This window comes from Breoghania sp. (assembly GCF_030066895.1).
Lineage (GTDB): Bacteria > Pseudomonadota > Alphaproteobacteria > Rhizobiales > Stappiaceae > Breoghania.
Window position 1 is genome coordinate 1 of sequence record NZ_JASJAV010000023.1, and the last position, 17,642, is coordinate 17,642.

At 61.3% G+C, this 17,642-nt stretch carries 11 protein-coding genes and 8 pseudogenes; 9 read left to right on the top strand and 10 right to left on the bottom strand.

Going from position 1 to position 17,642, the window contains the following annotated elements; translation table 11 throughout:
* Positions 1-25: 25 nt before the first annotated feature.
* The 6 genes and pseudogenes from QNJ43_RS20395 to QNJ43_RS20420 all read left to right on the top strand — a co-directional run.
* Positions 26-235 (top strand): annotated as a pseudogene (locus QNJ43_RS20395) (response regulator); the annotation flags it as partial.
* Between the two features lie 337 nt (positions 236-572).
* Positions 573-2,036: pseudogene (locus QNJ43_RS20400) on the top strand (EAL domain-containing protein).
* 247 nt (positions 2,037-2,283) lie between these two features.
* Positions 2,284-2,724 carry a hypothetical protein gene (locus QNJ43_RS20405; RefSeq protein ID WP_300472544.1) on the top strand — a complete coding sequence of 147 codons (441 nt, stop codon included), beginning with the start codon at positions 2,284-2,286 and terminating at the stop codon, positions 2,722-2,724.
* A 12-nt stretch (positions 2,725-2,736) separates the two neighbouring features.
* A pseudogene (locus QNJ43_RS20410) lies at positions 2,737-2,904 on the top strand (histidine kinase dimerization/phospho-acceptor domain-containing protein); the annotation flags it as partial.
* A 21-nt stretch (positions 2,905-2,925) separates the two neighbouring features.
* On the top strand, positions 2,926-3,633 hold the full coding sequence (locus QNJ43_RS20415; protein WP_300472588.1) for an ATP-binding protein: 708 nt from the start codon (positions 2,926-2,928) through the stop codon (positions 3,631-3,633).
* 170 nt (positions 3,634-3,803) lie between these two features.
* A complete protein-coding gene (locus QNJ43_RS20420) occupies positions 3,804-4,697 on the top strand; it encodes a response regulator (RefSeq protein WP_300472547.1) in 894 nt (297 codons plus the stop codon).
* A 136-nt stretch (positions 4,698-4,833) separates the two neighbouring features.
* On the opposite strand, the pseudogene QNJ43_RS20425 reads toward QNJ43_RS20420, so the two are convergent.
* The 5 genes and pseudogenes from QNJ43_RS20425 to QNJ43_RS20445 form a co-directional block, all read right to left on the bottom strand.
* Positions 4,834-5,487: pseudogene (locus QNJ43_RS20425) on the bottom strand (crotonase/enoyl-CoA hydratase family protein); the annotation flags it as partial.
* Positions 5,488-5,544: 57 nt separating this feature from the next.
* Positions 5,545-5,691, bottom strand: a complete 147-nt coding sequence (locus tag QNJ43_RS20430; protein ID WP_300472550.1) for a hypothetical protein — start codon at positions 5,689-5,691, stop codon at positions 5,545-5,547.
* Positions 5,692-6,392: 701 nt separating this feature from the next.
* Positions 6,393-7,311 (bottom strand): annotated as a pseudogene (locus QNJ43_RS20435) (LysR family transcriptional regulator).
* 175 nt (positions 7,312-7,486) lie between these two features.
* Positions 7,487-7,636, bottom strand: coding sequence for a hypothetical protein (locus QNJ43_RS20440; RefSeq protein WP_300472553.1), 150 nt, complete (start codon positions 7,634-7,636; stop codon positions 7,487-7,489).
* 1 nt (position 7,637) lies between these two features.
* Positions 7,638-8,330 carry an AEC family transporter gene (locus QNJ43_RS20445; RefSeq protein WP_300472556.1) on the bottom strand — a complete coding sequence of 231 codons (693 nt, stop codon included), beginning with the start codon at positions 8,328-8,330 and terminating at the stop codon, positions 7,638-7,640.
* Between the two features lie 214 nt (positions 8,331-8,544).
* Here QNJ43_RS20445 and QNJ43_RS20450 point away from each other — a divergent pair, with 214 nt between their 5' ends.
* Positions 8,545-9,789 carry an ATP-binding protein gene (locus tag QNJ43_RS20450; protein ID WP_300472558.1) on the top strand — a complete coding sequence of 415 codons (1,245 nt, stop codon included), beginning with the start codon at positions 8,545-8,547 and terminating at the stop codon, positions 9,787-9,789.
* An 89-nt stretch (positions 9,790-9,878) separates the two neighbouring features.
* Here the strand turns inward: QNJ43_RS20450 and QNJ43_RS20455 are convergent, their stop codons facing one another.
* The 5 genes and pseudogenes from QNJ43_RS20455 to galU all read right to left on the bottom strand — a co-directional run bounded on the left by QNJ43_RS20455 (position 9,879) and on the right by galU (position 15,257).
* Positions 9,879-10,463, bottom strand: coding sequence for a LysE family translocator (locus tag QNJ43_RS20455; protein ID WP_300472560.1), 585 nt, complete (start codon positions 10,461-10,463; stop codon positions 9,879-9,881).
* 134 nt (positions 10,464-10,597) lie between these two features.
* Positions 10,598-11,685, bottom strand: a pseudogene (locus QNJ43_RS20460) (ammonium transporter).
* A 398-nt stretch (positions 11,686-12,083) separates the two neighbouring features.
* A pseudogene (locus QNJ43_RS20465) lies at positions 12,084-13,458 on the bottom strand (ammonium transporter).
* Positions 13,459-13,491: 33 nt separating this feature from the next.
* On the bottom strand, positions 13,492-13,830 hold the full coding sequence (locus QNJ43_RS20470) for a P-II family nitrogen regulator (protein ID WP_300472563.1): 339 nt from the start codon (positions 13,828-13,830) through the stop codon (positions 13,492-13,494).
* A 548-nt stretch (positions 13,831-14,378) separates the two neighbouring features.
* Positions 14,379-15,257, bottom strand: a complete 879-nt coding sequence (galU, locus tag QNJ43_RS20475; RefSeq protein ID WP_300472565.1) for a UTP--glucose-1-phosphate uridylyltransferase GalU — start codon at positions 15,255-15,257, stop codon at positions 14,379-14,381.
* A 285-nt stretch (positions 15,258-15,542) separates the two neighbouring features.
* Between galU and galE the strand changes: the two are divergent.
* Positions 15,543-16,521 (top strand): annotated as a pseudogene (galE, locus tag QNJ43_RS20480) (UDP-glucose 4-epimerase GalE).
* A 266-nt stretch (positions 16,522-16,787) separates the two neighbouring features.
* On the top strand, positions 16,788-17,630 hold the full coding sequence (gene cysQ, locus QNJ43_RS20485; protein WP_300472568.1) for a 3'(2'),5'-bisphosphate nucleotidase CysQ: 843 nt from the start codon (positions 16,788-16,790) through the stop codon (positions 17,628-17,630).
* Positions 17,631-17,642 lie beyond the last annotated feature (12 nt).

The window sequence follows — 17,642 nt, forward strand, 5'->3', positions numbered from 1 at the left end:
CATATCCTCCTCGATCGAGGAGGATATGCAGGTGCGGGCTTTCGCCAATCCACGTACCGCGTTGGAGTGGCTGGGCGACAACACGCCCGATCTGCTCATAACCGACTACAACATGCCGCATATGGACGGTGCGGAGTTCATCTCCGCTGTGCAGCGTATTCCGGCGCTCGTAGATGTGCCGGTCATCGTCATCACGGTGTTCGAGGATCGCGCCTACCGGATCGTGGCGCTCGATGCCGGGGCCACCGATTTCCTGCAGAGCCCAGTCGATCACCGCGAATTCGTGACGCGGGCGCGTAACCTGTTGAAGCTGCGCCAGCAGCAGCTCCTTCTTGCCGATCGCGCCAAGAACCTGAAGCGGGAGCTGGAGGTCAGCAAGCGCGCTCTGGAGCGCACCATTCGCGACAGCCGGGATCAGCTCGCCCAGGTCATCGACACCGTGCCGGCGCTGATCAGCGCCATCGATTGCGACGGCAAGTTCCTGTTCGTGAATGCCTATCATAGCAAGGTGACGGAGCTCGATCCGACCAAGGTGGTGGGGGCACGATTCCTCCGAAGTTCTCGGCGAGGAGTTGGCCGGCCGCAACAAGGCGCTGGACCGGATGGTTCTGACGAGCGGCAAGCCGCTCAACTTCTACGAGGAGGAACTGAACGACGCCCAGGGCAAGCGATGCGTGTTCCTGACGACCAAGTCGCCGCTCAAGGATCCCTCGAACGAGATCACCGGCATTCTGACCTCGTCGCTCGACATCACTGACCGCAAGGCGGCGGAAAACCATCTGCAGCATATCGCGCGGCACGACGCGCTGACGGGCCTGCCGAACCGGACATTGATCCGCGATCAATTGCGCAAGGAGATCGCGCGGGCCCGGCGCGGAGACCGCAAGGTCGGTCTGCAGATGCTGGATATCGACCGGTTCAAGAGCGTCAACGACGCGCTCGGCCATTCCGTCGGCGACCGGTTGCTGAAGGCAATCGCCCAGCGTTTGCGGGTGACGGTTCGCGAGGGCGACGTGGTCACCCGGCTCGGCGGCGACGAGTTTGCGATCCTGATGAGCGACGTGAAGGGGCCGTCGGAGACCTCGCAACTGGCGGAGAAGATCATCGACGTGATCGGCCAGCCGCTGTTCTTCGAGGGCCACGAGATCAATCCCACGGCCTCCATCGGCATCTCGATGCATCCCGATGATGGCGGGGACGTGGATTCGCTGATGAAGAGCGCCGATCTCGCCATGTACCGGGCCAAGGCGCATGGCGGCAACGGCTACGAATTCGCCTCTGCGGGCATGGCCGACAGGGCACGCGATGCGATCGTGCTGGAGGTGGATCTGAAGACGGGCGAGATCGTCGGTGCGGAGGCGCTGTTGCGCTGGCACCATCCGGTTAAGGGCATGATCTCGCCGGGGGCCTTCTTGCCGCTGGCCGAACAGAACGGCCAGATCGTGCCGATCAACGAATGGGTGATGCGCGAGGCCTGTCGTCAGGCAATGGCCTGGACGGAGGAGGGGTTGCCGCCAATCCGGATCGCTGTCAACCTGTTGCCCGTTCAGTTCCGCAAGTAGAACATGCGGGCGCTGGTCATCGAGATTCTGGAAAAGAGCGGCTTGCCGGCGGAACGGCTCGATCTGGAACTGATGGAAAACATCCTGATGGAGAATTCCGAGGTCGTCACAAACGACCTGCTGTTCCTGCAAAAGCAGGGCGTCGGCTTCTCCATCGACGATTTCGGGACTGGTGATTCCTCGCTCGGTTACATCAAGCGTTTCCCCGTCGTGCGTCTCAAGATCGACCAGGGGTTCATCCGCAATCTTGAAAACGACCCGAACGACGCGGCGATCATCAAGGCCATCATCGGCCTCGGCAAGAGCCTCAACCTGTCGGTGACGGCGGAAGGGGTGGAGACCGAGGCACAGGTGGACTTCCTTACGAAAGGAAGGCTGCGACGAGGTGCAGGGCTACTATTTCGGGCGCCCGCAACCCCCAAGGTCTTTGCCGAACTGTTCCGCCCCAAGGCGCGGCTCGTCTACTCCGCCTGATAACCGGCACGGCCGGATCTGAACCCGTCGCTCGATCAGAGGACGGGGACCGGAGGATATTGAACGCTCATGTTTTCGAGGGACCGAAAACCCACCAGCCCGGCATCGGGAGCGCGCGCAACGCGCGGACGCACCTCCTGTCTGCACGTGATGTGGAAGCGCCTTTTGTCGAGTGACAATCGAGAACACGAGATGGTGCTCAACAGGCTCGCCATCTCCTTTCTGATCGGCACTTAATCTTGTCTTCATGTCGCGGTATTCGAGCGAGGACGTCTCCGGTCCGCTGGCCACGATCAGCGTCTATTCGGTTCTCTCCGTGGCGTTGGCCGCGCACCTCATCTACTACCCCAAGCGTTTGGGCTGGGGGCGGATCGTTGCCACGCTCTGCGATCTGGGCGGGCTGAGTTACGGCATGTATGTGGGCGGCGAGTCCACCACTGTCCTCTACCCGATCTATCTCTGGGTCATTCTCGGCAACGGCTTCCGTTTCGGCGTGACCTGCCTCCGGATCGCGATTGCGATCGGCGTTCCATGTTTCACCCTGGCCCTGCTGTATTCGCCCTACTGGAGCGAGAACGGCGGTATCGTGGTTGGACTGCTGCTCGGCATCGTCGTGCTGCCGCTCTATGCCTCCAAGCTCATCCGTGACCTGTCGCAGGCCAAGAAGGCGGCGGAACAGGCAAGCTAGGCAAAGAGCCAGTTCCTTGCCGCCGTCAGCCACGAATTCCGTACCCCGCTGCACGGAATCATCGGCATGATGGACATGCTGCAGCGTATGACGCTTGACGACGAGCAGAAGGACATGGCTGCGACGTTCCGCAATTCGGTCAATTCTCTGCTGACGCTGATCAACGAGGTGCTCGATTTCTCCCGCATCGAGGTCGGTCAGATGCCGAGCACCGCGGACGATTTCGAACTTTACGACGTGTTCGCGCGGATCCGCTCCACGGTGGTGGCGCAGGCGGAATCGAAGGGGCTGCATTTTGCGCTGCGCGTGAGTGCGCGCACGCCGCAGCGTCTTACCGGCGATGCCCGCCACCTCGCCGATATCCTCACCAATCTCGCCGGCAATGCGGTGAAGTTCACAGACACCGGGTCTGTGGTCGTCGCCGTTTCCCAGGTCTATGAGAACAAGGGATGCGCAAACGAGACCGTCCGGCTTCGCTTCGAGGTGACGGACACCGGCATCGGCATTGCCGAAGAAGCGCAGAGCCGGATTTTCGAGCATTTCAGCCAGGCCGACGACACGATCATCAACAGGTTCGGTGGAACCGGGCTCGGGCTTGCCATCGTCAAGCGGCTGGTGGAGCTGTATGGCCGGGATATCGGGGTCGAGAGCGTGCAGGGGAAGGGCAGCACCTTCTGGTTCGAGCTTTCCTTCGAGCGTGCGCAGAGCAAGGAACCCGACCTGCCGCGGCTGGCAACGGGGGCAGACCATCGCGCTGACCCGGGACGAAGGGCTGGTCGCAGTGCTGCAGGGCACTTTCGACGAGGCCGGTCTGTCGCTGACGTTGACGGATCGTCCGGCGGAACTGGTCAATCTCATGCGTTCCGCGGCCAAGAGCGGGATTCGCCGCTGTATCGTTCTGCTGGATGAGGCGGAGATGGGAGAGGACCCGTTCTCGCTCGCCGATGCACTGATCGGGCGGGAGTCGTCGATCGCGCCGACGCTGATCCGCATTTCAGATCACGTCGAGGATCTGCCTTCGCAGGACTATCGTAGGTTCCTATGTTACCATCCTGCCGCGTCGGCCGGAGTCGGAAAAGGTGCGCCGCGCGTTGCAGATGTCGTCTGCGGCGGGCGCCAGCGCGAGTGGTCTCGACGAGAGCGCGCCGCTGGTTGAGCTGCTGCGGCGCTCGGTGCTCGTGGCCGATGACAATCCGACCAATCAGAAGGTGATCGTCAAGATCCTGGAAAAAGCCGGTCACGACGTGGAGATTGCGGAAAACGGCGAGTTGGCGCTGGATGCGCTGGGGCGCCATTCCTTCGATATCGTGCTGATGGATCTGAACATGCCGGTGATGAGCGGCATCGAGGCGATGAAGCTCTATGCCTTCACCTCGCTCGGCCAGAAGGCGGTGCTGGTGGTGGGACTGACCGCGGATGCGACGCCTGCGGCGCGCGAGCGCTGCCTGGAGGCGGGCATGGTCGATTGCATCATCAAGCCGGTGGAGCCTGCCGAACTCCTGCACAAGATGGAGGAGATCATCTGCGAGGACGAGGGCGTTCCGGTTGCCGAGGCCACCGCAGAGACCGGCAAGGTCGCCAACATCATGCAGCACCCCAAGTTCCGGGCGAGCGGACGGGCGGTTGTCGATCTGGCGACGCTCGAAAACCTGAAAAAACTGGGCGGTGCGGAGTTCCTGAAGGATCTGGTGGGAGGCTTCGTCAACAATACGGAGACGACGCTGAATTCCCTGTCGGAGCTGTGCATCGCGAGCGATCTGACCGGGTTCCGCAGCGAGGCGCATGCGTTGCGCAGCGGCGCCGCCAATATCGGGGCGCAGGGGATCTTCTCGATCTGCTCGAAGCTGGAATCGATCGACGAGGAAGAATTCCTGATGCACGAGATGGAGCGGTTGCGGGGGCTGCAGCTCGAAATCGCACAGGTTCGCGACGTGCTGAGCTCGCGGCTATACGCCAACGGCGGCGGAGAATAACTCTCCGCTCGCTTCCTGAGTCTATCCGGCAATCACTGGGCGGGACAGTTAGACCGCTTCCAAACGTGCCGTGTGGCATGGAGGAGCGGCGGCGATCCTGCGCCATGGTCAGGCGCATCATCTTGCGAAGATCCGCTTCGCTGAGCTGCAGCGCGGTCTCGACCCAGATATCGATCATGTCACTCAATTCCGAGTAATCGATCGCACTGACCCGGCGGCGCGTGCGGAAAATCGCGCTGTGCGAATTGTGCCGCTTGGTGTTGCGCCGGATGTGATTTTCCACCGCAAGGCGTCCCTCGCCGTCTTCCGCCAGAACGTCGACGATGCCGAGATCGTACAGCTCTTCGGCCGTGAAGAGCTTGCCGCTCATGATCATGCGCTCCGCGTGCACCGAACCCAGCCGACGGGCAAGGAACGAATAGGCGCCCATGCCGGGGAACATGTTGAACAGGATTTCCGGCAAGCCGAACTTGGCCTGGCGCTCGACGATGATGACGTCGCATGATAGCGCCGCCTCGAACCCGCCGCTCAGCGCATCGCCCTGCACCAGCGCGATGGTGACGATCGGCAGCTCGTAATTGACGGCGTTGTTGTAGACCACGTCGATGCAGGCGCGGGCATAGGTGGTTAGGGCGTCCTTGTCGCCGGCGCGGATATGCTCGGCGAACAGGCCCAGATCCCCGCCCAGATTGAAGATGCCGGGAAGCTTGGAGCCGACCACGAAGTAGCGCATCGGCGTTTCGCCGGAGCGCGCGTGGCGGGCGTAGAGCGCGGGGATGGAGGCTTGCATGCGCGCCAGACTCGGTGAGCAGGCCGGGCGTGAAGCTTGGCCGCCCCTCCGGCGCCATTAAGTCTTTGTTTTCGGGTCGAGCCGGACATCGATTCTATCGTAATGCTCGGCCGCCACGTCTTCCTGCATCGTGTTGCGCGGGAAGGAGGTGACGCTGGAATTCATCACGGAAATCGTACCGTCAGGACGGTATAGAGCCGTCATAGGAACCTCTACCAATACAATATGTCCAATTCGAAGCCCCACTCGAACCTTTGAGCGGCTTGCGACCTCCACGCAATTTGCTCGTTTTCCTCCCTACCGATCGGGTGTGCGTTAAGGTTGTCGCACCTGTCGCTGCCTTCGAACGGGTCGAATTTACCGAACGCTTGCAGGCAATTATAATTCATGGTGCATGAAAGGTTAACAAAAGCAAGTAGGCCCAATGGTTGTGACCATGCGTCATCTGGCGAAAACATGTGCACACTATTTGTAGTTAAAATCCACTTGAAATTTATACGTATAAATCTTCCGATACCTATCTTTTTGAGCAAATCAGTGCCTTTTTGGGCGTGCCGAAAACTTGTCATGCACGAACTATCTATTTATTTTAAAAAGTGATTTTTTGATATACAGGTTTTTTCGTAGGGCGGAGTAATTCAGACCATGCGCGGGTTTGCAGGCTCACAAGTATGGTTAATAAGTCCGGTCAAGTGCTTCGCTCGTTTCATTTACCAGGCCGAGAATTGATCAAACTTTCCTCATGTTTTCTTTGAAAATTTTATCAATTACGGGCGGTCAGGAGGGGAAAACGGGTGCGTCCCTGCGTTGCAGGTCGTGAAAAGAGAGGTCGCCTGCGCATTTTGCGTCGGTGATTTGCGAGGAACTATGTTGCGTCGCAAGAAGTGCCTCGCGACGGACGGCGCTCAGAAAGCGCTGCGCAGTTGTTCCTCTTCGAACCAGGTCACGAGGAAATCGACGAAGGCGCGGACCTTGCCGGACAGGTGTTTGCGATGCGGGTAGACCACCCAGATCGCGGTGTTTTCGGACTCGTAGTCTTCCAGCACCCGTTCGAGTCGTCCGGCGACGATATCGTTGCGCACCATGAAGAGCGGGGAGCGGGCAAAGCCCAGCCCGCACAATGCCGCCTGCCGGGCGGCTTCCGCACTGTTGACCTCCACCCGGCTCTTGACCGCCACCGAGCGCCGCTCGCCGTTGGGATGACTGAAGGTGAGGTTGCTGCGGAAGCGGTAGTTGGTTTCTACGATGAAGGGCATGTCGGTGAGATCGGCGGGTTCTTCAGGCTTGCCGTGAATCGCGATCAGTTCCGGCGCACCGACGCAGATCTGCCGGAACGGGGCGAGCTTGCGGCCGATGAGGCTAGAATCGGACAGCTCCGTCAGGCGGATCGCCACGTCGAAGCCTTCCTCCACCAGACACCAGATCGACGAAGCGATCCTCGAGTTTCAGATCGACGGAGATGTCTGGGTTCTGCGCCAGAAAGCCCATCACCGCGCGCGACAGGTCGTGATCGCCGAAGGCGCGTGAGTCGGAGATGTGCAGGAGACCGCGCGCGTGCTGATGGGTGTCGCGCATCATCGCCTCCTCCAGATCGTCGATGCGCTGGAGGATGTCGGAGGCCTCGCGGTAGTAGGCTTGCCTCGCCTCGGTGGTCGAGATCTGGCGCGTGGTTCGGTTGAGCAGGCGGACGGAGAACTCGTCTTCCAGTTTCCCGACATATTTGGAGACCAGCGCCTTGGAGCGTCCCATCGCATGGGCTGCGGCGGAAAAACCGCCCGCATCGACCACCTGAATGAAACAGCGCATTCGGGTCAGTTGGTCCATTGCCTCTTGATGATCCTCTTGTCGGCAGACCTTCGATCCATCGGGGCCTGCCGTCCGTCAACCGACGCCGACGATGTGCATCCATAGACCGATGGTGACGATGGAAAAAGCTGTCGTCAGGCTAATCGTATTGGCAGACAATGAATGACCGGTTCCGAAATTGGAGGCGAAAAGATTAGGCGTTGACCCCGGTCGGGCAGGCTGCGGTCAGCGTCGCGACCTGGATCCACAGGTGCGGGAGATGGAAGACGTAGGTGGCCATCGTCCAAACAACGGCAGGCAGCAGCAGGACCTTCATCGAACTGGTCACGACGGCCGGGATCATGTTACCGCGAATGCCGTAGCCGCCGCAGGCTCATGCCAAGCGAGAACAGGGCGACGGGAATGGCGGTGGCTGCGATCTTGGAGATGACGTCGGCGGGCAGATCGGGGACCGGCAGGCCGGTCGTCCGCCATACCGCTCCACTCACGAGGCCGATGACCATCGGATTGGTTGCCAGATTGCGGCTGACCACCATCAGCGTCTGCAGCATCGGCCGTGCTTTCCGGGTCCCGTCGGCCGCTGCCGCGCGCTCCATCAGCAGCGTGCTGAGGACGGTCATGAACGGCAGATGGACCGAAACGATCACGAAAAGTGGCACCAGGCCCGCCTCAGAAACGCTGGCGGAGATGACGGGCAGGCCGACCAGTATGATGTTGGAGAATGCCCCGGAAATGCCTGCGATGACGCCGTAGCGCGCCTCTCTGCCGAAAACGGCGCGGCTGATCAGGGTCGCCATCGTCCAGACGATTATCACGCTGGAAAAGTAGGTCCCCCAAAGCGCCCAGGGCGAGGCCCCGTTCAGGAAGGCCGTTGCCAGGGTGCGGAACATCAGCAACGGAATGGCGATCGTGAAGACGAATTTGCCGAGAGCGTCGCCCACCTGTTCCTTGAGCAAGCCGGTGACCGCGGCAACGTATCCGAAGGCAATCAGCAAGAAGACGGGCAGAATGAGTGAGAAGATATGGTAGGAGGACATGAATGGGCCGGATTTTGGGAGCGGCCACAACAGATGTGCCGCTTTCGGGGGGCTTGGCAGAGCAAGCGAAATGCCGACCGCCCCCTTTTACTCCGGCTTAGGTCAGATCGTTGCGATGGTCAAATCGTAGCTTTCTCCATGTCAGGATCTCGTAACTAAGCTTACGTGCTGGTACGATTCGCGAGAAGTTCGAAGCAATGAAGGCCGTGTATCCGTGAAAAAGGCCGAGACGGGATCCGTCGATACGACACAAACGGGCGAAGAAGAGTCGGCGACAGCTCTGGCGCTCGCCGTCATCGTTCATGATATCCGCACGCCGCTGGGCGCGGTTTCCGCAACCGCGGATCTTCTGGCGGATACAGATCTCGACATGCACCAGCGACGCTATGTCGAAACCCTGCAGCAGGCCGCAACCGCGCTCAACGATCTGGCTACCGAACTGCTCGATCAGGCGGGTGAGGTTCCGACAGAACCATCCCGGTCGAGCACGTGGATCCCAGTGGAGACCCTGAGCAGCCTGGCCGCACTGTTCAAGCCGCTGGCCGATGAAAAGCACGTGCGGTTGCAACTGGAACTCGGCATGGGGCTCGATGAGGTCGCCATGGGGGACGCGCATGCGGTACGCCGGATCCTGACCAATCTGATCGACAATGCCATCAAGTTTACCGGCAAGGCGGCCAAGGGCAAACGGGCGGGCAAGACGTCCGGTTCTGTCGGGACCGTTTATATCGCGGCCTCGTTGAGCGGGGAGGAGGCGCAACGGCTCATCGTGTCGGTAAGCGATACTGGGCCGGGGATTGCGGCGGACGAATTGCGCGGGTTGTTCCTGCCCTATCGCCAGGGGGCCTCGGGCCAGAGGCTGCGCAGCGGGTCCGGGCTAGGGCTCTGGATTTCGCGCACGCTTGCGCGGCGGCTCGGCGGCACGCTGGAGGTGGAAAGCCAGCTCGGCCACGGCACCTGTTTCACGCTGGATGTGCCCTGCGCTCCGGCGGAGCCGGGGGCGGAGATTGCGACGGCGGACGGCCCTGAGGCGTCGGAGGTCGAGGAAACCACGATCTCGCGCGTCCGTAAGGCGCCGGTCCTCAAGGTGCTCGTGGTTGACGACAATGCGGTCAACCGGCTGCTGGTCACCACATTCCTTGATTCCTTCGGCATGGCGTTCAAGGCCGTCGACAGCGGCAAGGTGGCACTTGCGGCGGTGGGGACGGAATCGTTCGACGTGGTAGTGATGGATCTGCAGATGCCGGGCATGGACGGGGTCGAGACCGCGTTGCGACTGCGCGAAATGCCGGAGGTGGCCGATCTGCCGATCGTGGCGCTGACAGCGGGCATGAAGCCCGCCGATACCGCGCGCTCGCGCCGGGCGCGCTTCTCCCGCGTTCTGGGCAAGCCCTTTGCTCCGGCCGATCTGTTCGCCGCGTTGACCTCGGCTGCAAAGAAGGACGGCGAGGACGGGTGAGCCGCGATGGCGCCCGGTTTTCTATCGGCTTATCGGTTGGCAGTGGTGACGATGCGCAGGGCGAAGCCGCCCATGATGCCCGCGAAGGTCTAGTCCATGACCCGCATGATGCGCGGTGAGCGCTTCAGCGCGCTGGAGAATTTCTCTGCAGCCATAATCATCGTTAGGGTGAAGGGCAGCGCCAGAACGGTGAAATAAAGCCCCAGGAAGATGAGTTGACCGCGTGCGTTTTCATTGTGCGCGCTGACGGATTGCGGCAGGAAAGTCACGAAGAACAGCACGATCTTGGGGTTCAGCAGATTGATGCCGAGCCCGGTCGCCCATGTGGAGGCGAGGCTTGCCTTGCGTTCTTGCTGTTTTTTCTCAAGCGACAGTGCGGAGCCGTGTCGCAACGTCTGGAAGGCGAGCCAAAGCAGGTAGGCCGCGCCTGCAATCTTGACCACCAGAAAGGCGGTGGCGGAGGCTGCGAGAAGCGCGGAAAGGCCGTAGGCGGCCAAAAGCGTGTGAACGATAAGGCCCGTGTTGGCGTCCGCCATGGCCGCGAATCCGGCCGCGCGGCCTTGCGTGAGGGCCCGGCTCAGGAACAGCGTCATGTCGGGGCCCGGCGTCAGGGTCAGAACTATTGCCGTAGCGGTAAAGGCTGCGATGACTGTCGTGTCGGGAAGAAAATCCATAAGCCTGCCGTGCTAGTTGCTTCGTGAAAACGCCCGAACGATAGGCCTGAGGGCACCGGCGGCGCAACGGTTACATTGAAGCGGTCCGGCAGTTGCGAGAGCCCGGCGGGTCGGACCCTCGCTGTGTCGCGGATCTACTGCACGACCTCGCCGTGCAAATTGATGTCGAAACCCTCGATTTCGACCTCGCGCGGGACGCGCAGGCCGAGGGTCGCGTCGATTACCTTCAGGATGATGAAGGTGGCGACGACGGACCAGACGATCGTGGCGCCGATGCCGACGATCTGGATCCAGACTTGGTGCCAGTTGCCTTCCAGGCCGCCGGGCGTGCCGCCGATCGCCTCCACGGCGAAGACGCCGGTCAGGATGGCGCCGACAATGCCGCCGAGGCCGTGCACGCCGAAGGCATCGAGGCTGTCGTCGTATTTCAGCTTCTTCTTGAGGAACTCAACACCCCACAGGCAGATAAGGCCGGTGAGGATGCCGATGGCGAGCGCGCCGGTGGGACCGACGAAGCCGGAGGCGGGCGTGATGCCGACGAGGCGCAACAGCGCCGAAGACGATGCCGAGCGTGCTGGGGCGTTCATGCAGCGCCCATTCACCGAACATCCACGCGAGCGCTGCGGCGGCGGCCGAGAACGATTGCTGCGACAAGCCTGGCGACGCCGGAATTGATGTGCACCACCGTGTCGCTGGCGAAATCGAGAACGCCTTCGTTGGCGAGGAAGTTACCGCCCCAGACCCAATGGCAGACGGGGGCATAGACCACCAGCATCCAGATGCCGAGGAACCAGAGAAGGGCGGAGAACTTCATCCGGTCGGCGAAGGCGCCGCAGATGAGCGCGGGCGTGATGATCGCGAAGGGCATCTGGAACGTTATGAAGACGCTTTCAGGGATGGTGCCCGAAAGCGCATCCTTGGTCAGATCGGCCAGGAAGACGTTCAACAGGCCGCCGATATAGTTGTTGAAGGTGCCGCCGTCGGAGAAGGCCAGCGAGTAACCGCGAACCATCCAGAGGACGGTCATCAGGCAGGCAGCCGCAAAGCTCTGCATGGCGGTGGCCAGAACGTTCTTCCGGCGCACCATGCTGCCGTAGAAGAGGGCGAAGCCCGGAATGGTCATCAACAGGACCAGGGTGGTGGAGGTCAGCATCCAGGCGGTATTGCCGGTGTCGAGGGTCTGTGCGTGTGCGGGCAGGGCGACAAGGCTTGCGACAAGCATCGCCGCCACGGCCGTCAGACCGCGTCCGGATCCAAGGAAAGGCATGTTGGGCGCTTCCTGTTTGATTATTGTTTAGTCATGTGCTGCCCTAATGGGCAGCGTGTGCCCAATCCGTTTTCAAAACTTGTGCTAAGTGGGTGCTGACGCTGCGAAAGCGTTGAGCGGGAAAGAGAATGCTCAAATTGCAGGTGAAACGAACGTCGCGGAGAAAATTCAGCGCTGGTCGCCTTGTGAGCAGGTTGCTCAACAAGTGGTCAATGACACTTGCCGTGGCGGAGAGGGGCGCTCGTGTGACGGCGGGACGCGGGGAATAGGTGCGCAAATAAAAAGGCCCGGGTCGTTGGACCCGAGCCAGTTCGATCGAACAACGGTACAGTTCGATCCGTTTGGAGAGGACATTACATCCGCTGGGAGCCGGTCCCGAACTCGGGATAAGCTTCGACGCCGATTTCCAGCTTGTCGAGGCCAAGGACTTCCTCTTCCTTGCTGACGCGGATACCGACCGTGGCCTTAAGGATGAACCACAGGATGCCGGAGGCGATGAAGGTGAAGGCGCCGACGGAGATGATACCGATGATCTGCGTACCGAAAGCGGTGTTGGCATTCGACCACGGTACGATGAAGGTACCCCAGAATACCGGCCAGCAGGTGAACCGGAATGGCGCCGACGACGACGTCGATCTTCAGCTTGTCCAGCAACGGCACGGCGAAGACGACGATCACGACACCGACGCCACCGATGATGATTGCCTGCAGCATGGACGGCTGCAGCGGCTCGGCGGTGATGGCGACGAGACCGGCCAGAGCGCCGTTCAGCGCCATGGTGACGCCGACCTTCTTGTAGAGGATCTGGGTCAGGATCATGGCAACGACGACACCGGCGGCGGCGATGTTGGTGTTGGCGAAGATGCGGGAATGTTGGAGATGTCACCGATCGAGCCCATGGCGAGCTGTGAGGCGCCGTCGAAGCCGAACCAGCCGACCCACAGGATGAACGTGCCTAGCGTTGCCAGCGGCATGGAGGAGCCGGGCATGGCGTTGACCTGGCCGCCGGGGCCGTACTTGCCCTTGCGCGCGCCGAGGATTAGGGCACCGGCGAGAGCGGCCCAGCCGCTGACGGAGTGCACGAACGTGGAGCCGGCGAAATCGGACATGCCCATTTCGGAGAGTCAGCCGTCGCCCCAGACCCAGGAACCGGTGATCGCGTAGAAAAGACCGATCAGGAACACGGTGAAGATCATGAACGGCCACAGCTTGATGTGCTCGGCCAGCGTGCCAGAAACGACGGAGGCTGCGGTGGCGCAGAACACCATCTGGTAGAATCAGTTGGATCCGGTCGAATAGCCTGTGTCGAGCAGCGCGGCGGTGTCCGCACCCTCAAGCCCGACGGGATCGAAGGCATAGGGGCCGAAGGAACCGATGAAGCCGCCGTCAACGCCGGTGTACATCAGGTTGTAGCCGGGTGACCCAGAATAGAAGGCCCGCAACGGAGTAGAGGGCGACGTTCTTCAGGCATTGCATGGAGACGTTCTTGGAACGCACCAGGCCAGCCTCGAGCATGGCGAAGCCCGCGGCCATCCACATCACCAGGAAGCCACCGATGAGGAAGAGCAGCGTATTGAGGATGTAGGCGACTGCCGGCGTGACGGCGGGCGCGGCGGCAGCTGCAGCCTCAGTGTCCTGGGCCAGTGCCGGGGCGATGCCGCTCAGCGCGGCGAGGGTAACGGCTGAAGCGCCGACGGCCAGAGCCGGTACGGTGCGACCGAGTGACATGGAGATCTTCATGACGGTTTCCTCGTTGAGCAATTACAGTGCTGCGGCGTCGGTTTCGCCGGTGCGGATGCGTACGGCCTGGTCGATCGAGTAGACAAAGATCTTGTCGTCATCGATCTGGCCGGTCTTGGCCGCGCCGGTGACTGCTTCGAGCACCTGGTCAACCATGCCGCTTGCGACCGCGACTTCGATCTTCAGCTTCGGCAGGAAGCTGACAGCGTATTCGGTGCCGCGATAGATTTCCGTGTGACCCTTCTGTCGGCCGTAGCCCTTCACTTCGGTGACAGTGAGCCCCTGGACGCCGATCGCCGTGAGGGCGTCGCGCACCTCATCGAGCTTGAACGGCTTGATAATGGCCATGACGATTTTCATGATTGGTTCCCGTGTCTCTCCTGCAGCCGCCCGTGGACGCTATGGCCCTCTTCGGATGGTCTTCCCTTGGTTGTCTGTCTCATCCCGAAGAGATGTCGGTGACACCCCTCCCGGTCCCCAGCACGTCGGCCGCGACCGCATCCCGTCAATCAAGGTCCGTGCCAATTGAGATTCCCATACGGAAATTTACGGTCAAAATGCCAGAACCGCAGAGTTAACAAACGGAAAATAAAAGGGAAAAAGAATGTGATGGGGGAGGGGTAGGTCTTGGCCAAAAAAGTGGCAAAGGTCGTATGCCGATTAATATGTAGGCAATATCCAGGCAATTTGCTGCCTGATTTATAGGCTAAGTATTAGAACACGCGAGGTAAGCGCGGTTTCTGCGGGCTCTTCTTCGCGGTTTTGCCATGGTTCCGACACGTTTTCGCCGTTCTCGCGCGAATGTGCGCCGTATCATCCGGCATCACGAACGCGAAAAACCGGCGGAGGTCGTCCGCCGGTTTGTGGAAGTTCTATTGTCGGCAGGGGTGCGGGCGCGCCGCGCCGCGTCAGTCGGCCAGCAGGTCCTTCAGGACCGCGCGATAGTCGTCGGCGAGGTCTTCGCGGCTGAGCGCATAGGCGACGTTGGCGGACAGGAAGCCGATCTTGGAGCCGCAGTCGTAGGTCTTTCCCTCGAAGGCGAGACCGCTCATGCCCTGCGCCTTCATCAGTTTCATCAGTGCGTCGGTCAGCTGGATCTCCCCTCCCGCGCCGGTTTCCTGATCTTCCAGATAGTCGAAGACCTGCGGCTGCAGAATGTAACGGCCGGTGATGATGAGGTTGGAGGGCGCGGTGCCGGGGGCCGGTTTCTCCACCATGCCGTGCACGTGATAGACGCCGTCGGTTCCGGCATCTTCCACATCGACGACGCCGTACTGGTTCGTCTGGTCTTCCGGCACTTCCTCCACGGCGATCACGTTTCCGCCGGTCTGGTTGTAGGTGTCGATCATCTGCGCCAGGCAGCCGCGCTCGACCTTGACCAGCACGTCCGGCAGGAGGACCGCGAAGGGCTCGTTGCCGACCATTTCGCGCGCGCACCAGACCGCGTGGCCGAGGCCGAGCGGTTCCTGCTGCCGGGTGAAGCTGGTCTTGCCCGGCGCCAGGCGGAACTGCTCCAGAAGCTCCAGGGCCTTCTGCTTGCCGCGCTCGCGCAAGGTGTGTTTCAGTTCGAACGAGACATCGAAATGGTCGGCGATAACGTGCTTGTTACGGCCGGTAATGAAGATGAAATGCTCGATGCCTGCTTCGCGCGCCTCGTCGACCACATACTGAATGATCGGCCTGTCGACCACCGTCAGCATTTCCTTGGGCACCGCCTTGGTGGCGGGCAGGAACCGGGTGCCGAGACCGGCGACGGGGAAGACGGCTTTGCGAATGGGAGCGGGCATGGATATGTCCTGATTACGAATAAGATGGGGATGCCGCCAGATCAGCGAAGGCTAATCAGCCGGCCCTTGAATAACAAGCAACGCCTTGCGCGGTTCCACAATGCGTTCAAGTGTCTGAATCTGTGGTATTGGACAGACGCCACGGCTTGTAGGGCGCCATCATGGCTCGATGGTGGCAGCATGTGACAGGTTTGCAGGTTGCGATTTCCGCATTCGGGGATACGGGGATTCCTGGCGGCGAGGTTCGCCGTTTGCGGCCGTTGGCATGCGATGCGGGGGTAGCGAATGTCAGTTCTGGTGACGGGAGGTGCCGGGTACATCGGCAGCCACATGGTCTGGAACCTCCTTGAGGTGGGCAAGGAGGTAGTCGTCCTCGACAATCTCTCCACCGGGTTCGACTGGGCCGTGGCCGGTGCTGCACGGTTCGTGCGCGGCGATGTCGGCGATGCGGACCTGCTCGACCGGGTTCTGGCCGGTGGGGTCGATGCGGTGATCCATTTCGTCGGATCGGTCATCGTGCCGGAATCGGTCGCCAATCCGCTCAAGCAACACCACCAATACGCGCACCCTGATCGAGGCGTGCGTGCGCAATGGCGTGAGGCATTTCATCTTCTCCTCCACCGCTGCTGTCTATGGCGATCCGGAAATGGTGCCGGTGGGTGAGGATGCGCCGCTGCATCCGCTGTCTCCTTATGGCTCCTCCAAGCTGATGAGCGAGATCATGCTGGCGGATACGGCCGCCGTGCACGATTTCGCCTATACGGCGCTGCGCTATTTCAACGTTGCCGGGTGCGACCTGGAAGGGCGGACGGGGCAATCGACGGCCAATGCCACGCATCTGATTAAGGTCGCGTGCGAGGCGGCGCTGGGCAAGCGCACCTCGCTTTCGATCTTCGGCACCGATTACGACACGCCGGACGGCATCGGCGTGCGCGACTTCATCCATGTGGCGGATCTTGTGGAGGTGCATCGGCTGGCGCTCGGACGCCTGCGCGCGGGCGGAAAAAGCTGCGTGCTCAATTGCGGCTACGGCGGAGGCTATTCCGTTCGGCAGGTGATCGATGCGGTCCGGCGCGTGTCCGGTCGCGACTTCACGGTGCTGGAGGAGTCGCGGCGGGCCGGGGATTCAGCCAAGGTCATCGCGCTTGCCGAGGTCGTACGTCGCGAACTCGGTTGGACGTCGCACTATGACGATCTCGACACGATCGTGACCCATGCGCTTTCCTGGGAAGAGCATCTGGAGCGGCGCAACCGGGCCTCGTGAAACGGGGAGATCTCGCCTCCACAGTCAGTTTGCTGCACGGCTTTCGTACCATCGCGGGTTGAAAGAACGGCGCCGGATCGGTAACCGTAGGGTGTTTTCGACTTGTGTCACGCGGTCAAACCCCGCAGCGTGCAAACCTGTTATTTTTTATGAATTCTTTTTCGAGCGCATCTGATTTTGCCCCCTCACGGGGGTGTATTTCTTTATTTTCACCTCATTCGGATACGACGCCGATTAACCGCCTGACCTCTCACCCGGATATTCTGATGACGATCAATCTCGACATGAACGCATTGACGCAAATCGCGATTGCGGCGGGGGAGGCCATTCTCAAGATCTACGGCGAGGCGATCGATGTGAGCGAGAAGGGCGACGGATCGCCCGTCACGCAGGCCGATACCGCGGCGGAGGCGATCATCCTCAAGGGGCTTGCCGATCTGTCCCCGGATATTGCCGTCGTCGCCGAGGAGTCCGTGGCGGCCGGTTGCGTGCCGCCGCCGAGCGCACGGTTCTTTCTGGTCGATCCGCTCGACGGGACGCGCGAATTCATCTCCAAGAACGGCGAATTCACGGTCAATATCGGTCTCGTCGAGGACGGCGTTCCGGTGGCCGGTGTTGTCTACGCCCCGGCGCTGGGCGATATCTTCTGGGGTTCGAAGGGCGAGGGAGCCCGGCGGGCCAAGGTCGTTGAAGGCAAATGCGGTCCGGGTCCGGCTGAGGAAATCTCCGTCCGGATGGCGCCGAAGGAAGGGCTCACCGTTCTGGCGAGCCGCTCCCACATGAGTGCGGAGACTTCCGACTTCGCCGAGACGCTCTCGGTTGCCGAACTGATTTCCGCCGGATCTTCCCTCAAGTTCTGCCGGGTGGCGGAAGGGGGAGCCGATCTTTACCCGCGTTTCGGGCGAATGATGGAGTGGGATACGGCTGCGGCCGATGCGGTGCTGCGCGCAGCCGGCGGTCTGGTCATCACCACCGACGGGGCGCCCCTGTCGTACGGGAAGCGGAACCTGCCTCATGATAGCGATTTTGCAAATCCATACTTCATTGCCGTGGGGGATCGGGAAATTGTTTCCTCGCTCCAATGCCCGACGGTAGAAGGTGCCCTTTAGATACGCTGCAAA